Source organism: Micromonospora eburnea (assembly GCF_900090225.1).
Taxonomy (GTDB): Bacteria; Actinomycetota; Actinomycetes; order Mycobacteriales; family Micromonosporaceae; genus Micromonospora; species Micromonospora eburnea.
The window spans coordinates 5,283,593-5,299,979 of sequence record NZ_FMHY01000002.1 but is presented as its reverse complement, the minus strand read 5'-3'; the positions used below and the strand labels follow the sequence as shown (position 1 = coordinate 5,299,979).

Here is a 16,387-nt window from a genome sequence, read left to right as displayed (position 1 = left end):
CGAGTTCCTGGCGCCCCTTCCCCGGTGCCAGGCGCACGATCCGATCGGAGGGCCGCGGCCTCCGGCGGGCGGGGAGCGGATGGGGATCTGGCGGTACGGCGGGGCGTCGTGGCGACGACGGACGCGACATGGACGGAAGTTGGTTTCAACCGGTGGGGGTCGACATGGGGGAGCTACGCGGCACGCACGTGCCGGTGCTGCTTGAGCGGTGTCTCGAGTTGCTGGCCCCCGCGCTGGGGCGGAACCGACGTACCGTGCACGTCGACGCGACGCTGGGCCTGGCCGGGCACGCCGAGGCGGTGCTGGCCGCGCACCCGAACACGGTGCTGATCGGCCTGGACCGGGACACCGAGGCCCTGGCCCACGCGCGGGTCCGGCTGGCCCGTTTCGCCGACCGGATCCACCTGGAGCACGCCGTCTACGACGAGCTGCCCGATGTGCTGCACCGGCTCGGGTATCCGGCGATCGACGGGATCCTGTTCGACCTGGGCGTGTCGTCGCTGCAACTCGACGCGCCCGACCGCGGGTTCGCGTACGCGCAGGACGCGCCGCTGGACATGCGGATGGACCAGACCCGGGGGGTGACCGCCGAGGAGGTGGTCAACACCTACTCCCACCCGGAGCTGGCCCGGGTGTTGAGGGTGTACGGCGAGGAGAAGTTCGCCGGGAAGATCGCCTCGGCGATCATCCGGGAGCGCGAGCGGGGCCGGATCACCTCGTCGGCGCGACTGGCCGAGCTGGTTCGGGAGAGCATTCCGGCACCAGCCCGACGAACCGGGGGACACCCGGCAAAGAGAACGTTTCAGGCTTTACGTATCGAGGTAAACCGGGAACTGGCAGCGCTGGAGACGGCGCTGCCGGCCGCGCTCGACAAACTCGCCGTGGGCGGTCGCGCGGTGATCCTGTCCTACCACTCGTTGGAGGACCGGCTCACCAAGCAGGCGCTCGCCGACCGGGTCCGTAGCAAGGGCCCGGTCGACCTTCCGGTCGAACTGCCCGGGTCGGGCCCGACGTTCCGGCTGCTCAGCCGGGGCGCCGAGCTTCCCGGCGAGGCGGAGGTCGCCGCAAACCCGCGGGCCGCCTCGGTGCGGCTGCGGGCCGCCGAGCGGCTCGACCCGGAGGCGGCCCGGCAGAGGCGTACCGACCGCGAACGGTACCGCCGCCGGGTGAAGGCGATGCACCAACCGGGGACAGGGTCGCCGGGATCCGGTTCGGATCCCCGCTCGGCCCCGGTGGACGGCAACGGGACGGACGAAGAGGGGGAGGGAACATGAACGTCAATCAGCGCGACGGCCGGGACGCCGTCGGGCAGCGCGCACCGCGGTCGGGGGGCCGGACCACGGCGCAGCGCACCACACGGGCCGCGACCACGGCGGGGGCCGACCGGCTCGACCGCCGGGAGGAGACTCGCGCCCGGGGGGCGCGCGAGTTCCCCACCCAGGGCAGCGCGGCACTGCGACCGGCCGAGCGGACCCGGAAGACCGGTACGTCGACGCCGCGGCTGCGGGTCGCCCCGCCGCCGCCGGTGTCCGTGCCCCAGGCGCCGTTCGTCGGCCTGATCCTGGTGCTGGTGGTCGGCGGGGTGCTCGGCATCCTGGCGGTCAACACGAAGATCAACGAGAACGCGTTCAAGCTGGAGCGGCTGCAGCAGCAGCAGGCCAAGCTCGACGTCGACCAGCAGCAGTTGGAGAAGGAGATCGCGGACCAGAAGGCCCCGGGCAACCTGACCGCCAACGCCCGCAAGCTCGGTCTGGTCGAGTCGGGCGAGCTGGCGTACATCCGGCTGCCGGACGGGAAGGTCATCGGCGTGCCGCAGCCGGCGGAGAGCGCGCCGGCCATCACCAGCCAGCAGGGCAACGGAGGCTGAGCAGTGCCGCCGAGATCGGAGGAACCGCGCCGGGACGCCATGGGCTCCCGGCGCGGCTCGTCGCGGGACGGCCGGGGCACCGACCCCCGCTCCGGTGAGCCGGGGGTCGGCGGGATCTCCGACGCGCGCGCGTACACGCCCCGGGGGCGGACCATCCGGGAGGGCGGCGGCACGGCCCGGACCGGAGTCGGCGGCGCCGAGCAGCGGCGTACCCCGCGCGGCGGCCGCTCCGGCGACCCGTTCCGCCCGGCCTTGCAGGTGCTCGACGGCGGTCGGTCCGGGGCGGCCCGCACCGGCCGCCGGGAGGCTCCCGCGGGCGCCCGGGGCGGTGTGGTGCGGACCGTGTCGGCCCGGCCGGTGCGGGAGCCGTTCGACGACGACGAGGTGCCGCCGGGGCGCCGGCCCGGCCCGCGCCGCCCGGAGCGGCCCGCCGCCCGGCGGCCGGTCCGCAAGAAGCGCCGCCCGCCGAAGCTCGCCGACCCGCGCCGCCGGCTGCGGCTCGGCACGCTGCTCGCGCTGGCGCTCTTCACCACCATCGGCATCCGGCTGGTCTACCTCCAGACCGTGGACACCCCGGCGTTCGCCGACGGCGGGCTCGTCAACCGGCTCACCGTGGTCGAGCTGCCGGCCCCGCGGGGCACCATCTACGACCGGACCGGCGCCCCGCTGGCGCACAGCATCGAGGCGCGCTACGTCTACGCCGACCCGCCCAAGGTCAAGGACCGGGTGGCCACCGCGAAGCTGCTCTCCCCGCTGCTCGGGGTGCCGGCCTCCGACCTGGCCGACCGGATGAAGGAGCGCACCCTCCCCGGCACCTCCATCAAGTCCCGGTTCGAGTACCTGGCCCGTGGCGTCCCCATCGACAAGGCCAAGCAGATCATGGCGCTGGAGCTGGCCGGGATCGGCACGCACCGGGACGAGCGGCGCGAGGTGCCCGGCGGCGACCTGGCCGCCAACCTGCTCGGCTTCGTCAGCCAGGACATGATCGGGTTGGAGGGCCTGGAGGCGAAGTACGACGACCTGCTGCGGGGGCAGCCCGGCCGGAAGCGGTACGAGTCAGGGCGGGGGGACCTGGCCGCGCCGATCCCCGGCGGCTTCAGCGAGACCACGCCGCCGAAGCCGGGCAGCTCGCTGGCGTTGACCCTCGACCGTGACCTGCAGTTCCAGGCTCAGCGCATCCTGTCCACCCAGATGGCCCAGACCCGCAACAGCGTCGGCGCGGCGGTGATCCTGGAACCGTCCTCCGGTGAGGTGCTGGCCCAGGTGAGCTACCCCGGTTACAGCACGGCCGCCCCGACGAAGGTCAACTCGCCGGCCGACCGGGAGGACGCGGCCACCAGCTTCGTGGTCGACCCCGGCTCGATCCACAAGGCGATCACCTACGGCGCCGCCCTCCAGGAGGGGGTGATCACCCCGGACACCGTCTTCCCGGTGGCCAACACGATCACCAGGGGTGGCGTGGTCTTCAAGGACACCCACCCGGCCAACGGGCAGCGGATGAGCATCCCCGGCATGCTGGCGTTCTCGTCCAACGTCGGGACGATCGAGATCGCCGAGAAGCTGGGCCCGGACCGCCTGATCGACTACCAGAAGCGGTTCGGGTTGGGGCAGCGCACCGGCGAGGGCATGCCCGGGGAGGCCGCCGGGCGGTTGCTTCCCGCCAACGAGTGGAGCGGCTCGTCGTACGGGTCGGTGCCGATCGGGCACAGCGTGGACGCCACCCCGTTGCAGATGGCCGCCGCGTACGCCGCGATCGCCAACGACGGGACGTACGTCCAGCCGCACCTGGTCAAGGCGACGATCGATCCGGAGGGGAAGCAGACCCCGGCCGCCGCCCCGCGTACCTGGCCGGTGCTCAGCCCGCAGAACGCGACCGCGCTGCGGCGCATGCTGGAGGCGGTCACCACGATCGACAACGGCCCCGGCGAGCGGGCCACCGGCCTGGCCGCCGCCGTCCCCGGCTACCGGGTGGCCGGCAAGACCGGCACCGGGTCGCGGTACGTCGACGGCAAGCTCCAGCCCGGCGCGGTCGGCTCGTTCATCGGGATGGCGCCGGCGGAGAAGCCGAGGTACGTGGTGGCGGTCTTCGTGTGGAGCCCGGGCGGCGAGGGTAGCGCGCTCGCCGCGCCGGCCTTCCGCGAGATCATGGGTTTCACTCTCCACCACTACCGGGTGCCGCCGTCCGCGACCGACAAGTCCCCCAAGTTCGAGGTCTTTCCGCGCTGAGCGGGCACGGAGGGACATCATCGGTGAGTGGGGACGAACCACCGGGGCGGCTGTGCGGTCGGGACCGGACGACCGGGTAGGGTCTGACGCCGTGCCCGGCAATCCACGTCCCCGTACCGTGAATCCCGTCCGGCTCGGCGACCTCGCCGTCCGGTTGCAGACGAGCGCGAGGAGCGGGCTCGCGAGCCCCGCAGCCGCGAGCGAACGTCAGGCTCAGCTGCCTCCGGCGGCCGCCGAGGTGGCGGTGACCGGGGTGACCCACGCCAGCCAGGAGGTCCGCCCCGGCGACCTCTACGCGGCCCTGCCCGGCGCCCGCCGGCACGGCGCGGAGTTCGCCGCCGCCGCGGCCGAGGCCGGCGCGGTGGCTCTGCTCACCGACCCGGCCGGCGCGGAGCTGGCCGCCGCCACGGGCCTGCCGACGCTGGTGGTCGACGATCCGCGGGCGGTGCTCGGCGAGGTCGCCGCCACCGTCTACGGCGATCCCACCGCCGGGCTGCTGGTGATCGGGGTGACCGGCACCGCCGGCAAGACCTCCACCAGCTACCTGATCGAGTCCGGGCTGCGCGCCGCCGGGCGCACCACCGGTCTGATCGGCACCGTGGAGACCCGGCTCGGCGACCTGGTGATCGACAGCGTCCGGACCACCCCGGAGGCGACCGACCTGCACGCCATGCTCGCCGTGGCCCGCGAGCGCGGGGTCGACGCGGTGGTCATGGAGGTGTCCAGCCACGCGCTGGCCATGGGGCGGGTCGGCGGGGTGCGGTTCACCGTGGGCGGCTACACCAACTTCGGCTCCGACCATCTCGACTTCCACGCCGACGAGGCGGACTATTTCGCCGCGAAGGCGAAGCTCTTCGACGGGCGCTGCCAGGTCGAGGTGCTCAACCACGACGACCCGGCGCTACGGCCGCTGGTCAAGCCGGCGACCGTGACCTATTCGGCGGCCGGCGACCCGACCGCCACCTGGTGGGCCGACGGCGTCGACGGCGAGGGCTACTCCCAGCGCTTCACCGTGCACGGCCCGGACGGGCTGACCCGGCCCACCGGCGTGGCGCTGCCCGGCCGGCACAACGTGGCCAACGCGCTGCTCGCCATCGCGATCCTGGTCGCCGCCGGAGTCGACCCGGACACCGCCGCGGCCGGGGTGGCCGCCTGCGGCGGCGTGCCCGGTCGGCTGGAACTGGTCAGCGGCGACGCCCCGGTCCGCGGGGTGGTCGACTACGCGCACAAGGCGAACGCCATCGAGGCGGTCCTGGCCGCGCTGCGGCAGCTCACCGCCGGCCGGCTGATCAGCGTCCTGGGCGCCGGCGGCGACCGGGACCGGGGCAAGCGGCCGGTGATGGGCGCCACCGCCGCGGCGGGCGCCGACGTGGTGCTGGTGACCGACGACAACCCGCGCACCGAGGACCCGGCCGCGATCCGGGCCGAGGTGCTGGCCGGGGCGTACGCCGCGGGCACCGCCGCGCGGATCATCGAGGTGCCCGACCGGCGGGCCGCGATCGAGGAGGCGGTCCGGCTGGCCGAACCGGGCGACGTGGTGGCGCTGCTGGGCAAGGGCCAGGAACGCGGTCAGGAGATCAACGGCGAGGTGCTGCCGTTCGACGACCGGGTGGAGCTGGCGGAGGCGCTGCGCGCCCGGTTCGGCGACCTGGTGGGGCAGCGATGATCACGCTGACCCTGGCCGAGATCGCCGCCGCCGTCGACGGCCGGCTGGTCGCCGCCGACCCGGCCGCCCGGGTCGCCGGCTCGGTCGAGTTCGACTCCCGCAAGGTCGGCCCCGGCGGGCTCTTCGTCGCCTTCCCCGGCGAGCAGGTGGACGGGCACGACTACGCCGCCGCCGCGGTGTCCTCCGGCGCGGTGGCCGTGCTCGGCACCCGCGAGGTGCCCGGCGTGCCGATGGTGCTGGTCGCCGACGCGCTCGACGCGATGGGCCGGCTGGCCCGCACGGTGGTCGACCGGCTGCCCGGGCTGACCGTGATCGGGCTGACCGGCTCCTCCGGCAAGACCACCACCAAGGACCTGATCGCCCAGCTCACCGCCCGACTCGGTCCGACGGTGGCGCCGCCCGGCTCGTTCAACAACGAGCTGGGGCACCCGTACACGGCGTTGCAGGCCGGCCCGGAGACCCGCTACCTGGTGATGGAGAAGGGCGCCCGCGGGGTGGGGCACGTCCGCTACCTGTGCGAGGTGGTGCCGCCGCGGATCTCGGTGGTGCTCAACGTCGGGGTCGCGCACCTCGGTGAGTTCGGCTCGGTGGAGACCATCGCCCTGGCCAAGGGGGAGTTGGTCGAGGCGCTGCCCGCCGACGGGCTGGCCGTGCTGAACGCCGACGACCCCCTCGTCGACGCGATGGCCACGCGTACCGAGGCCCGGGTGGTCCGGTACGGCGAGGCGGAGCGGGCCGACGTACGGGCGGTGGACGTGACCCTGGACCCGCGGGGGCGGCCGTCGTACACCCTGGTGACCCCGGAGGGGAGCGCGCCGGTGCGGCTCGGGCTGACCGGGCGGCACCAGGTCTCGAACAGCCTCGCCGCCGCGGCGGTCGCCCGTGAGCTGGGGATGCCCCTGGCCGAGCTGGCCGCCGCGCTGGGCGAGCTGGGCCTGGTCTCCACCCGGCGGATGGACGTGTTCGAGCGCCCCGACGGGGTGACCGTGATCGACGACTCGTACAACGCCAACCCGGCCTCGATGTCCGTCGCGCTGCGTTCGCTGGTCAGCATGGGCGGGGCGGGGCGTACCGTCGCGGTGCTCGGCTACATGGCCGAGCTGGGCGACTTCGAACGGGAGGGGCACCAGCAGGTCGGCCGGCTCGCGGCCGAGTTGGGTGTCGACCGGCTGCTCGTGGTGGGCGAGCCGGCGGCGCCGATCCACGAAGGCGCCACAGCGGTAAGTGACTGGGGAGGAGAGTCGGTGCTGCTCACCGATCAGGCGGCGGCCGTCGAGGTGCTGCGGAGTGAACTGCGTCCAGGGGACGTGGTCCTGGTGAAGGGCTCCCGGTACCGCACCTGGGAGGTGGCCGACGCGCTGCGCACGGCCGCCGGGAACGGGGCCGCCTCATGAGGGCGGTGATCGTCGCCATCGGGGTCGCCTTCATCGTCTCGCTGCTCTGCACCCCGATCGCGATCAAGGTGTTCGCCCGGCTGAAGGCCGGCCAGCCGATCCGATCAAACCTCGGGCTCGCCAGCAATGAGGGCAAGAAGGGCACGCCGACCATGGGCGGCGTGGTCTTCATCCTGGCCACGGTGATCGCGTACGTCGCCGGCCACCTGGCCCTGACCACCCTGCCGAACGCGCAGATCGCCCAGGTCGAGCCGACCATCACGGCGTTGGTGCTGCTGGGGCTGATGGTGTTCTCCGGTGCGGTCGGCTTCATCGACGACTTCCTGAAGGTCCGCAAGCGGCACAGCGGTGGCCTCAACAAGCGGGGCAAGCTGGCCGGCCAGATCATCGTCGGCGCGGCCTTCGGTGTCGTCGCGCTCTATTTCCCGAGCACCATGTACGACCGGGCCGGCAACCGGACCAACGCCGAGACGGTGGGCAGCACCACGCTGAGCTTCATCCGGGACATCCCCGCGCTGGAGATCGGAAAGATCGGTGCGGTGATCGTCATCGTCCTGGTGGTGATGGCCGCGACCAACGGGGTGAACCTCACCGACGGCCTGGACGGCCTGGCCACCGGCGCCTCGGTGATGGTGCTCGCCGCGTACGGGCTGATCGCCTTCTGGCAGTACCGGCACTGGTGCGCCGACCCGAACTACACCGAGGCGTACTGCTACACGGTCCGTGACCCGCTGGAGATCGCTCTGATCGCCGGGGCGGCGGCGGGTGCCTGCGTCGGCTTCCTCTGGTGGAACACGTCACCGGCCCGGATCTTCATGGGCGACACCGGTGCGCTCGGCCTGGGCGGCCTGATCGCCGGCATGGCGATGTCCACCCGGACCATCCTGCTGCTGCCGATCATCGGGGCGTTGTTCGTGATCATCACCATGTCCGTGGTGATCCAGATCATCTCGTTCCGGACCACCGGCAAGCGGGTGTTCCGGATGTCGCCGTTGCAGCACCACTTCGAGCTGGCCGGCTGGAGCGAGGTCAACATCGTGGTCCGGTTCTGGATCATCGCCGGCATCGGTGTGGCCATCGCGCTGGGCCTGTTCTACAGCGAGTTCCTCGCCGCGGTCTCCTGACCTGGCGTCACGGAGGGGTCGCCCGGTGTTGCCGGAGACCCCTCCGCTCGCGTTCCGACACGCCGACCGGGCGGTTGCGCCACGGGCGGGCGGGCCGAGCCGCGATGATGAGCGGGTGGGGGAGGGACGACGAGACACCGAGGTGGCCACCGACGCGCCGGCCCGGCGGCCGCCCGCCGCGACCCGGGCGGCGGACCCGCCGGCACCGCTGTTCGGTTGGGACGCGGCCGGCGGGCTGGCCGCGCTGCGCGGGCTGCTGGACCGGCCGTTGGCCTCCTACTACCTGCTGCTCTCCAGCGCCGGCCTGCTGCTGCTGATCGGCCTGACCATGGTCTTCTCGACCACCAGCGTGCGGGATTTCGCCACGGGCGGTGACGCGTCGGCGTCGCTGGTCCGGCAGTCGATCTTCGCGGTGATCGGCATCGTGGCGTTCTGGGCCTGCCAGCGGCTGCCCGCCCGCACCTTCCGGGCGCTGGCCCGGCCGGTGCTCGGTGTGGCGGTGGTGCTGCTGCTGATCCTCAACCTGCTGGTCGCCCTGGAGGCGCTGTTCGGGGTCGAGTCGATCGGCCCGCTGAAGGCCGAGCTGCTCTGGCTCTTCCTCGGCCCGATCACCATCCAGCCGGTCGAGGTGGCCAAGCTCGCGCTGGTGCTCTGGGGCGCGCACGTGTTGGCCCGCAAGGGCGCCACGCTGGGCTGGTGGAAGGAGCTGGCCACACCCCTGTTTCCGGTGGTCGGGCTGCTCTTCGTGCTGGTCGGCTACAACGACCTCGGCAGCATGCTCTGCCTGCTGGCGCTGCTGGTCGGGCTGCTCTGGGCGGCCGGCGTCCGGCTCCAGGTCTTCGCCACGCTCTCCGCGGTCGGCCTGGCCGGCATCGGACTGCTGGTCGCCGCCGCCTCCCTGGGCGCCGGCTCCGGGGCCCGGGACGCCGACAACTACCGGCTGGCCCGGCTCACCATGTTCCTCAGCCCGCCCGATCCGAAGGAATGCTTCGAGAGCTGGTGCTACCAGACCGTCCAGGCCCGCAGCGCCATCGACCACGGTGGCTGGTTCGGGGTCGGCCTGGGCAAGAGCACCTTCAAGTGGGACTGGCTGCCCGAGGCGCACAACGACTTCATCTTCGCGATCGTCGCCGAGGAACTGGGCGTGGTCGGCTGCACCGTGCTGCTGGTGCTCTTCGCCGTGCTGGCGTACACCGGGCTGCGGATCGCCCGGCGGGTGGAGGACCCGTTCCGCCGGCTGGCCGCAGCGGGCGTCACGGCCTGGCTGGTCGGCCAGGCCGTGATCAACATCGGCGGGGTCACCGGCCTGCTGCCGCTGACCGGCGTGCCGCTGCCGTTCATCTCCGACGGCGGCAGCGCTCTGGTGGTGACCCTCGCGGCGGTCGGCATGCTCGCCTCCTTCGCCCGCGCCGAGCCGGACGCGGCCCGAGCCCTGCATGCCCGTCCACCGGCCCGATGGGTCCGACTAGTCTGGGCCCCGTTGCCGCCGCTTCCCGGCCGGCGGCGCCGGCCGGCGCCGCCACCTCCGGACCGCGGGTCCGTACCCCGGTCCAGGACGCGGCGGTCCGACGACCAGGCCGCAGCCCGCGGCCCACGGCCGGGCCGGACGCGCGCCGGCACGGCGAGCGAGAGGAGACGCTGATGGGTCCGCTGCGTTCGGTGGTGCTTTGCGGAGGGGGTACGGGTGGGCACATCTACCCGTTGCTGGCCTTCGCCGACTGCCTGCGCCGACACGACCCGAGCGTCCGGATCACCTGTCTCGGCACCCCGAAGGGCCTGGAGAACGAGCTGATCCCGCCGGCCGGCTACGACCTGCGGCAGATCCCCGCCTACCAGCTGCCCCGCTCGATCAACATGAACCTGGTCCGCACCCCCGACCGGATGTGGAAGGCGGCCCGCGCGGCGGGCAAGGTGATCGACGAGGTGCGGGCCGACGTCGTGGTCGGCTTCGGGGGGTACGTCTCGGTGCCCGGCTACCTGGCCGCGTGGCGGCGCGAGCTGCCCATCGTGATCCACGAGGTGAACGTGCCGCCGGGCGTGGCCAACCGGCTCGGGATGAAGTTCACCAAGAACATCGCGGCCGGCTTCCCGCACCAGCCGTCGCAGGCGGAGTCGCTGCGCGACGCCCGGGTGGTCGGGGTGCCGTTGCGGCGGGGCATCGCCGGCCTGGACCGGGCCGCCATGCGCAACGCCGCCCGGGCCCACTTCGGACTCCGCCCCGACCTGCCGGTGCTCTTCGTCGCCGGCGGCTCGCAGGGCGCCCGCTCGATCAACCTGGCGGTCGCCGGGGCGGCCAAGGAACTGGCCCGCAACGGGGTGCAGGTGCTGCACGTCATCGGCGCGCGCAACGAGCCGATCTCCGTCCCCACCGACCTGCCGGTGCCGTACGTGACCCTGCCCTACCTGTCCGAGATGGAGCTGGGCTACGCCGCGGCCGACCTGATGCTGGCCCGGGGCGGCGCGATGACCTGCGCCGAGGTGGCCGCGATCGGCCTGCCCACCATCTACGTGCCGTACCCGCACAGCAACCAGGAGCAGAAGCGCAACGCGCTGCCCGTGGTGGAGGCCGGTGGCGGGCTGCTCGTCGACGACGCCGAGCTGACCCCGTCCTGGCTGGAGCGCACCGTGATCCCGCTGGTCCGGGACCCGCGGCGGCTCGCCGCGATGGGCGCCGCCGCGGCCGCGTACGGCCGGCGCGACGGGGACGTGGCCCTGCTGAACTTCGTCTACGAGGCGGTGCGCCGGTGAGGCCGGCCGCCGCGACGGGAAGGTACCGCTCATGAACACCGCGCAGTTCACCCCCGCCGGCACGATGACCGCGGAGGATCTGGGCCGGATCCACCTGATCGGGGTGGGCGGGGTCGGCATGAGCGGCCTGGCCCGGCTCTTCCTCACCCGGGGCCTGCCGGTCTCCGGCAGCGAGCTGCGGGAGTGGCCGTCCCTGGCCGGCCTGCGGGCGCTGGGCGGCACCATCCACATGACCCACGAGGCGGCCAACCTGGACGGCGTGGACACGGTGGTCTACTCCTCGGCGATCCCGCAGGACCATCTGGAGATGGTCGAGGCGCGCCGGCGCGGGCTGCGGGTGCTGCACCGCTCCGAGGCCCTGGCCGCGGCGATGACCGGCCGGCGGACGGTGGCGGTCGCCGGCACGCACGGCAAGACCACCACCACCTCGATGGTCACCATGGTGCTCCAGCAGGCCGGCACCGACCCGTCCTTCGTGATCGGCGGGGAGATCTCCGAGGTCGGCTCCGGGGCGCACCACGGCACCGGGGAACACTTCGTGGTCGAGGCGGACGAGAGCGACCGCTCGTTCCTGATCTACCGCCCGTACGTCTCGATCATCACGAACATCGAGGCGGACCATCTCAACACCTACGGCGACCTGGCCAGCCTGGAGGCGGCGTTCGCCGACTTCGCCCGGCTCACCGACCCCGACGGGTTCATCGTCACCTGCGCGGACGACCCGGGCGGCCGGCGGCTGGCCGAGACGCTGCGGGCCGAGGGGCGCCGGGTCTGGACGTACGGCGAGTCGCCCGACGCCGACCTGCGGTTGAGCGGGATGGCCTCGTCCGCCCGGGGGGTGCGCTACCTGGCCGAGATCGACGGCCGGTCGCTGGGCGAGATCCGGCTGCCGGTACCGGGGCGGCACATGGGGCTCAACAGCGCCTCGGCGGTGCTCGCGGCGTACCTGCTGGAGCTGCCGGTCGAGGCGGCCGAGGCGGCGTTGGGCGCGTTCCCCGGCGTGCGGCGGCGCTTCGAGCGCAAGGGCGTCGCGGACGGCGTGCTGGTCTACGACGAGTACGCGTACCACCCGACCTCGATGACGCTGGCCCTGCAGACGCTGCGCGAGGTGGCCGGCGAGGGCCGGCTGATCGTGGTCTTCCAGCCGTACCGGCTCTACCGCACCCGGGACCTACAGGCGGAGATGGCCGCGGCGCTCGGCATCGCCGACGAACTGGTGCTGCTGGAGGTGTTCGGCCCGGGCGAGCTGCGCCAGCCGGGCGAGGGCTCGGTCGCGCTGGTCGAGGCGGTGCCGCTGCCGGCCGACCGGAAGGTGTTCGTCGAGGCGTGGGACGACGTGCCGGCCGAGGTGGCCCGCCGGGCCCGCCCCGGCGACGTCGTGGTGACCATGGGCGCCCCGCCGATCTCGTTGATGGGCGACCAGTTGCTCGACGCCCTGCTGGCCCGTACCGGCGGGGCGGGCGACGCGGCGGCGGTCGGCACCGGCGTCGGCCCGGACGGCGCGGCGACCCCGGCCGGATGAGCCCCGGCCCGGCCCGCGGCCGGACCCGTGGGCAGGACGGCGGGGCCGGCCGGCGCAACCCGGTGCGGCGGTGGCAGCTAATCCGGGCCGGCGCGGACGCGGTGCCGCCGTCCACCCGGCGGTTCATGGCGCGGGCCCGGCAGCGTCGGATGCGGGCGGCGCTGCCCTGGGCGGTCACCGTCGCGGTGCTCGCCCTCGCCGGGCTGGTCGCCTGGACCGTGTTCGGCACCGGCCTGTTCGGGGTGCGCGAGGTACGGGTGGTCGGCGCGCGGCTGGTCACCCCGGTCGAGGTGCGCGACGCCGCGGCCGTCGCGGACGACACGCCGCTGGCGCGGGTGGATCTGGCGGCGACCGCCCGGCGGGTCGGCAGGCTCGCCCCGGTGGAGCGGGCCACGGTGGAGCGGGACTGGCCGGGCGCACTGGTGATCCGGGTGGTGGAGCGGACTCCGGCGGCGGCGGTTCCCCAGGGCGACGGGTACGCGGTGATCGACCGCGCCGGGGTCGTCTTCCGGACCGTGCCCCGGCTCCCCGACGGGTTGCCGGTGATCCGGGTCGACCGGCCGGCCCCGGACGACCCGGGCACCCGGGCCGGGCTGGCGGTGCTCGCCGCGCTCGGTCCGCGGTTGCGCGCGGAACTGGTCTCGGTGGACGTGGCCGGGCTGGCCCGGATCAGCCTGCGGCTGCGCGACGACCGGACGGTGGTCTGGGGGGACGCCACCCGGGGCGAGGAGAAGTCCAAGGTGGCCACCGCGTTGCTCGGTCGGAAGGCCGACACGATCGACGTCAGCGCGCCGGACGTGGTCACCTTCCGGTGATCCGCCGATCAGGAAAGTGAGCCACCCCGCTCCGGCCGGCGACACGCCGAAAAGGTCCTTGGCTCATCGCGCAGCGGCGCATACGTTGCCCGGAAGAGATCAGTGGTTGACATAGCTCTAAGCCTCTAGTAGAGGGTGAGGGTTTCGGTCGTCGACCTCGTCGGGCAAGCAATGCTCCACCGCTGGTCCGGCCAAGCCGTGTGGGGTCGGCCCATGCCAATCTCGAAGGGAAAGGACCGGAGATGACACCTCCGCACAACTACCTGGCGGTCATCAAGGTCGTCGGCATCGGGGGCGGCGGCGTCAACGCCGTCAACCGGATGATCGAGGTTGGGCTCAAGGGCGTCGAGTTCATCGCGATCAACACCGACGCCCAGGCGCTGCTGATGAGCGACGCCGACGTCAAGCTCGACGTCGGCCGTGAGCTGACCCGGGGGCTGGGCGCCGGCGCGAATCCGGACGTCGGCAAGAACGCCGCCGAGGACCACCGCGACGAGATCGAGGAGGTGCTCAAGGGCGCCGACATGGTCTTCGTGACCTGCGGCGAGGGCGGCGGCACCGGCACCGGCGGCGCGCCGGTGGTGGCGAACATCGCCCGCAAGCTCGGCGCGCTCACCATCGGCGTGGTCACCCGGCCGTTCTCGTTCGAGGGCAAGCGCCGCCAGGTGCAGGCCGAGGCGGGCATCGAGGAGCTGCGCAACCAGTGCGACACGCTCATCGTCATCCCGAACGACCGGCTGCTCGCCCTCGGCGACCGCAACATCTCCATGATGGACGCCTTCCGTACCGCCGACCAGGTGCTCCTCTCCGGTGTCCAGGGCATCACCGATCTGATCACCACCCCGGGTCTGATCAACCTGGACTTCGCCGACGTCAAGAGCGTGATGAGCGGTGCCGGCAGCGCGCTGATGGGTATCGGCAGCGCCCGGGGCGAGAACCGCGCCGTGGAGGCGGCCGAGGCGGCCATCTCCAGCCCGCTGCTGGAGCAGAGCATGGACGGCGCGCGCGGCGTGCTGCTCTCCATCGCCGGCGGCTCCGACCTGGGCCTGTTCGAGATCAACGACGCCGCGCAGCTGGTCACCGACGCGGCCCACCCGGACGCGAACATCATCTTCGGCGCGGTCATCGACGACGCGCTCGGCGACGAGGTGCGGGTGACCGTGATCGCGGCGGGCTTCGACGGGGGCGCGCCCGCGTACAAGGCGGTCGAGCCGGGCCGCAAGACCAACCAGAACCAGCCGGCCCAGCCGAGCACGCCGGTCACGCCGCCGACCACCATGGCCGCCCCGCAGCAGTCGCCGCGTCGGGTGCTCTTCGACGACGTCGACGTGCCCGACTTCCTCAAGAACGGGTCCTGAGTCGCACCGATGACCGACACACCTGCCCCGGTGCGACCCGACCGTCGCGCCGAGCTAGCGGCCGGGCTCGCCCGGATACGTACGCGGATCGCCGACGCCTGTGCGGCCGCCGGCCGGGACCGTGGCGCGGTGACCCTGGTCGCGGTGACCAAGACGTACCCGGCCGGCGACGTGGTGGCCCTCGCCGGGCTCGGGGTGACCGACGTGGGGGAGAACCGCGACCAGGAGGCGGCGCCGAAGGCGGCCGAGGTGGCGGCGGCCGGGGTCACGCCGCGCTGGCACTTCATCGGCCAACTGCAGCGCAACAAGTGCCGGTCGGTGGTCCGGTACGCCGACGTCGTCCAGTCGGTCGACAGCGCGCGGCTCGCCGCCGCGCTCGACGCCGCCGCCGCGGCGGCCGGCCGGGACCGGCCGCTGGAGGTGCTGGTGCAGGTGAGCATCGACGGCGACCCGGCCCGGGGCGGGGCGCTGCCGGACTCGGCGGATCCCGATCGGGGGCTCGACCCGGTGGCCGAGGCGGTCGCCGGCGCCGAGGCCCTGCGGCTGGGCGGGCTGATGGCGGTGGCTCCGTTGGGTTGGGAGCCGGAACGCGCGTTCGCCCGGCTGGCGGCGGTGGCGCAGCGGTTCCGCGACCGGCATCCGGAGGCGACCGTGCTCTCGGCCGGGATGAGCGGCGACCTGGAGACTGCGATCGGGTACGGCGCGACACATGTCCGCGTCGGGAGCGCGTTGCTCGGAATGCGTCCCACGCTGCGGTAGCCTGGCCGCGAGAGAAGCAAATTACATCAGTGTGGTTAGGAGCGGCGTTCCCGCAGCCCGGGGGCCGTGGTGAGCGGACCGCGAACCGCTCGCCGGGGATTGCCGATCCGGTCCGGTGGGCATGTTGTCCACTCGTGATCAAGCGACACGGCACGGGGGCGCGTGCCGCACGGCGGACGGAAGGGCGCGGGGATGGGTGCACTGCGCAAGGCGGGGGTCTGGCTCGGGCTCGTCGAGGAGGACGACGACCGGGCGTACGAGGACGGTGGCTACGACAAGGGTGGCTACCGGGACTCGCGCTACCGGTCGAGCCGGTACTCGGAGGAGTTCGCCGACGACGAGGACGAGGAGTCCGAGGAGCCGCCGGTGAGCCGTTCCCGCGTCGGCGAGCGCGGCCGGCTGTCCGAGCGCGCCACGAGCCGCGCCGTGGACACCGAGCGGGCCGAGGTGGAGCGCGAGCGTCCGGAGCGGACCGAGCGGTCCAGTGTCCGCTCCATCACCCGTTCCGGGGCCGGCGAGACCTCCGGCGCGCTGACGTACCACACCCGGGACAATCTCGCCCTCGCGCCGCAGGTGCAGTCACGGGAGCGGGCGGTGGTGGCCGAGGAGGAGCAGCGCTATCAGATCACCACGCTGCACCCGACCACCTATCGTGAGGCGCGCACCATCGGTGAGCACTTCCGGGACGGCGTGCCGGTGATCATCAACCTCACCGAGATGGACGAGGCGGACGCCCGCCGGTTGGTGGACTTCGCCGCCGGGCTCGCCTTCGGGCTGCGCGGTACGATCGAGCGCGTGACCAACCGGGTGTTCCTGCTCTCACCGGCGAACGTGCAGGTCACCGCGGAGGACAAGGCCAAGATCGCCGAGGGCGGCTTTTTCAGCCTGAGCTAGCCCGCTCGACCGAG

The 16,387-nt window shown here is 73.5% G+C and carries 13 protein-coding genes; all 13 read left to right on the top strand.

Annotation, left to right across the window (positions count from 1 at the left end):
• The first annotated feature begins 164 nt into the window (after window positions 1-164).
• The 13 genes from rsmH (at window position 165) to GA0070604_RS22745 (ending at window position 16,373) form a co-directional block, all read left to right on the top strand.
• On the top strand, window positions 165-1,274 hold the full coding sequence (gene rsmH, locus GA0070604_RS22805; RefSeq protein WP_167363631.1) for a 16S rRNA (cytosine(1402)-N(4))-methyltransferase RsmH: 1,110 nt from the start codon (window positions 165-167) through the stop codon (window positions 1,272-1,274).
• Entirely contained in the window at window positions 1,271-1,867 is a 597-nt protein-coding gene (gene ftsL / locus GA0070604_RS22800; protein ID WP_091122216.1) for a cell division protein FtsL, read from the top strand. The genes rsmH and ftsL overlap by 4 nt, the downstream gene beginning before the upstream one ends.
• Before the next feature lie 3 nt (window positions 1,868-1,870).
• The gene (locus GA0070604_RS22795) at window positions 1,871-4,093 is read left to right on the top strand and encodes a peptidoglycan D,D-transpeptidase FtsI family protein (RefSeq protein WP_091122213.1); all 2,223 of its coding nucleotides are present in this window, start codon (window positions 1,871-1,873) and stop codon (window positions 4,091-4,093) included.
• Between the two features lie 52 nt (window positions 4,094-4,145).
• Entirely contained in the window at window positions 4,146-5,759 is a 1,614-nt protein-coding gene (locus tag GA0070604_RS22790; protein WP_208602150.1) for a UDP-N-acetylmuramoyl-L-alanyl-D-glutamate--2,6-diaminopimelate ligase, read from the top strand.
• Window positions 5,756-7,153 (top strand): UDP-N-acetylmuramoyl-tripeptide--D-alanyl-D-alanine ligase, encoded by a 1,398-nt coding sequence (locus GA0070604_RS22785; protein WP_091122203.1) that lies wholly within the window; start codon window positions 5,756-5,758, stop codon window positions 7,151-7,153. The genes GA0070604_RS22790 and GA0070604_RS22785 overlap by 4 nt, the downstream gene beginning before the upstream one ends.
• On the top strand, window positions 7,150-8,277 hold the full coding sequence (gene mraY, locus GA0070604_RS22780) for a phospho-N-acetylmuramoyl-pentapeptide-transferase (protein WP_091122200.1): 1,128 nt from the start codon (window positions 7,150-7,152) through the stop codon (window positions 8,275-8,277). The genes GA0070604_RS22785 and mraY overlap by 4 nt, the downstream gene beginning before the upstream one ends.
• A gap of 235 nt (window positions 8,278-8,512) precedes the next feature.
• A complete protein-coding gene (locus tag GA0070604_RS22775; RefSeq protein WP_244162230.1) occupies window positions 8,513-9,919 on the top strand; it encodes an FtsW/RodA/SpoVE family cell cycle protein in 1,407 nt (468 codons plus the stop codon).
• Window positions 9,919-11,025 (top strand): undecaprenyldiphospho-muramoylpentapeptide beta-N-acetylglucosaminyltransferase, encoded by a 1,107-nt coding sequence (gene murG, locus GA0070604_RS22770; RefSeq protein WP_091122191.1) that lies wholly within the window; start codon window positions 9,919-9,921, stop codon window positions 11,023-11,025. The genes GA0070604_RS22775 and murG overlap by 1 nt, the downstream gene beginning before the upstream one ends.
• A gap of 31 nt (window positions 11,026-11,056) precedes the next feature.
• Window positions 11,057-12,547: a UDP-N-acetylmuramate--L-alanine ligase gene (gene murC / locus GA0070604_RS22765; protein ID WP_091122188.1), complete on the top strand. Its 1,491-nt coding sequence runs from the start codon at window positions 11,057-11,059 to the stop codon at window positions 12,545-12,547.
• Entirely contained in the window at window positions 12,544-13,362 is an 819-nt protein-coding gene (locus tag GA0070604_RS22760; protein WP_091122185.1) for a cell division protein FtsQ/DivIB, read from the top strand. The genes murC and GA0070604_RS22760 overlap by 4 nt, the downstream gene beginning before the upstream one ends.
• A gap of 242 nt (window positions 13,363-13,604) precedes the next feature.
• The gene (gene ftsZ / locus GA0070604_RS22755) at window positions 13,605-14,720 is read left to right on the top strand and encodes a cell division protein FtsZ (RefSeq protein WP_091122181.1); all 1,116 of its coding nucleotides are present in this window, start codon (window positions 13,605-13,607) and stop codon (window positions 14,718-14,720) included.
• A 9-nt stretch (window positions 14,721-14,729) separates the two neighbouring features.
• Window positions 14,730-15,479: a YggS family pyridoxal phosphate-dependent enzyme gene (locus GA0070604_RS22750; RefSeq protein WP_091122178.1), complete on the top strand. Its 750-nt coding sequence runs from the start codon at window positions 14,730-14,732 to the stop codon at window positions 15,477-15,479.
• Between the two features lie 192 nt (window positions 15,480-15,671).
• Window positions 15,672-16,373, top strand: a complete 702-nt coding sequence (locus GA0070604_RS22745; RefSeq protein WP_091122174.1) for a cell division protein SepF — start codon at window positions 15,672-15,674, stop codon at window positions 16,371-16,373.
• The last annotated feature ends 14 nt before the right edge of the window (window positions 16,374-16,387 follow it).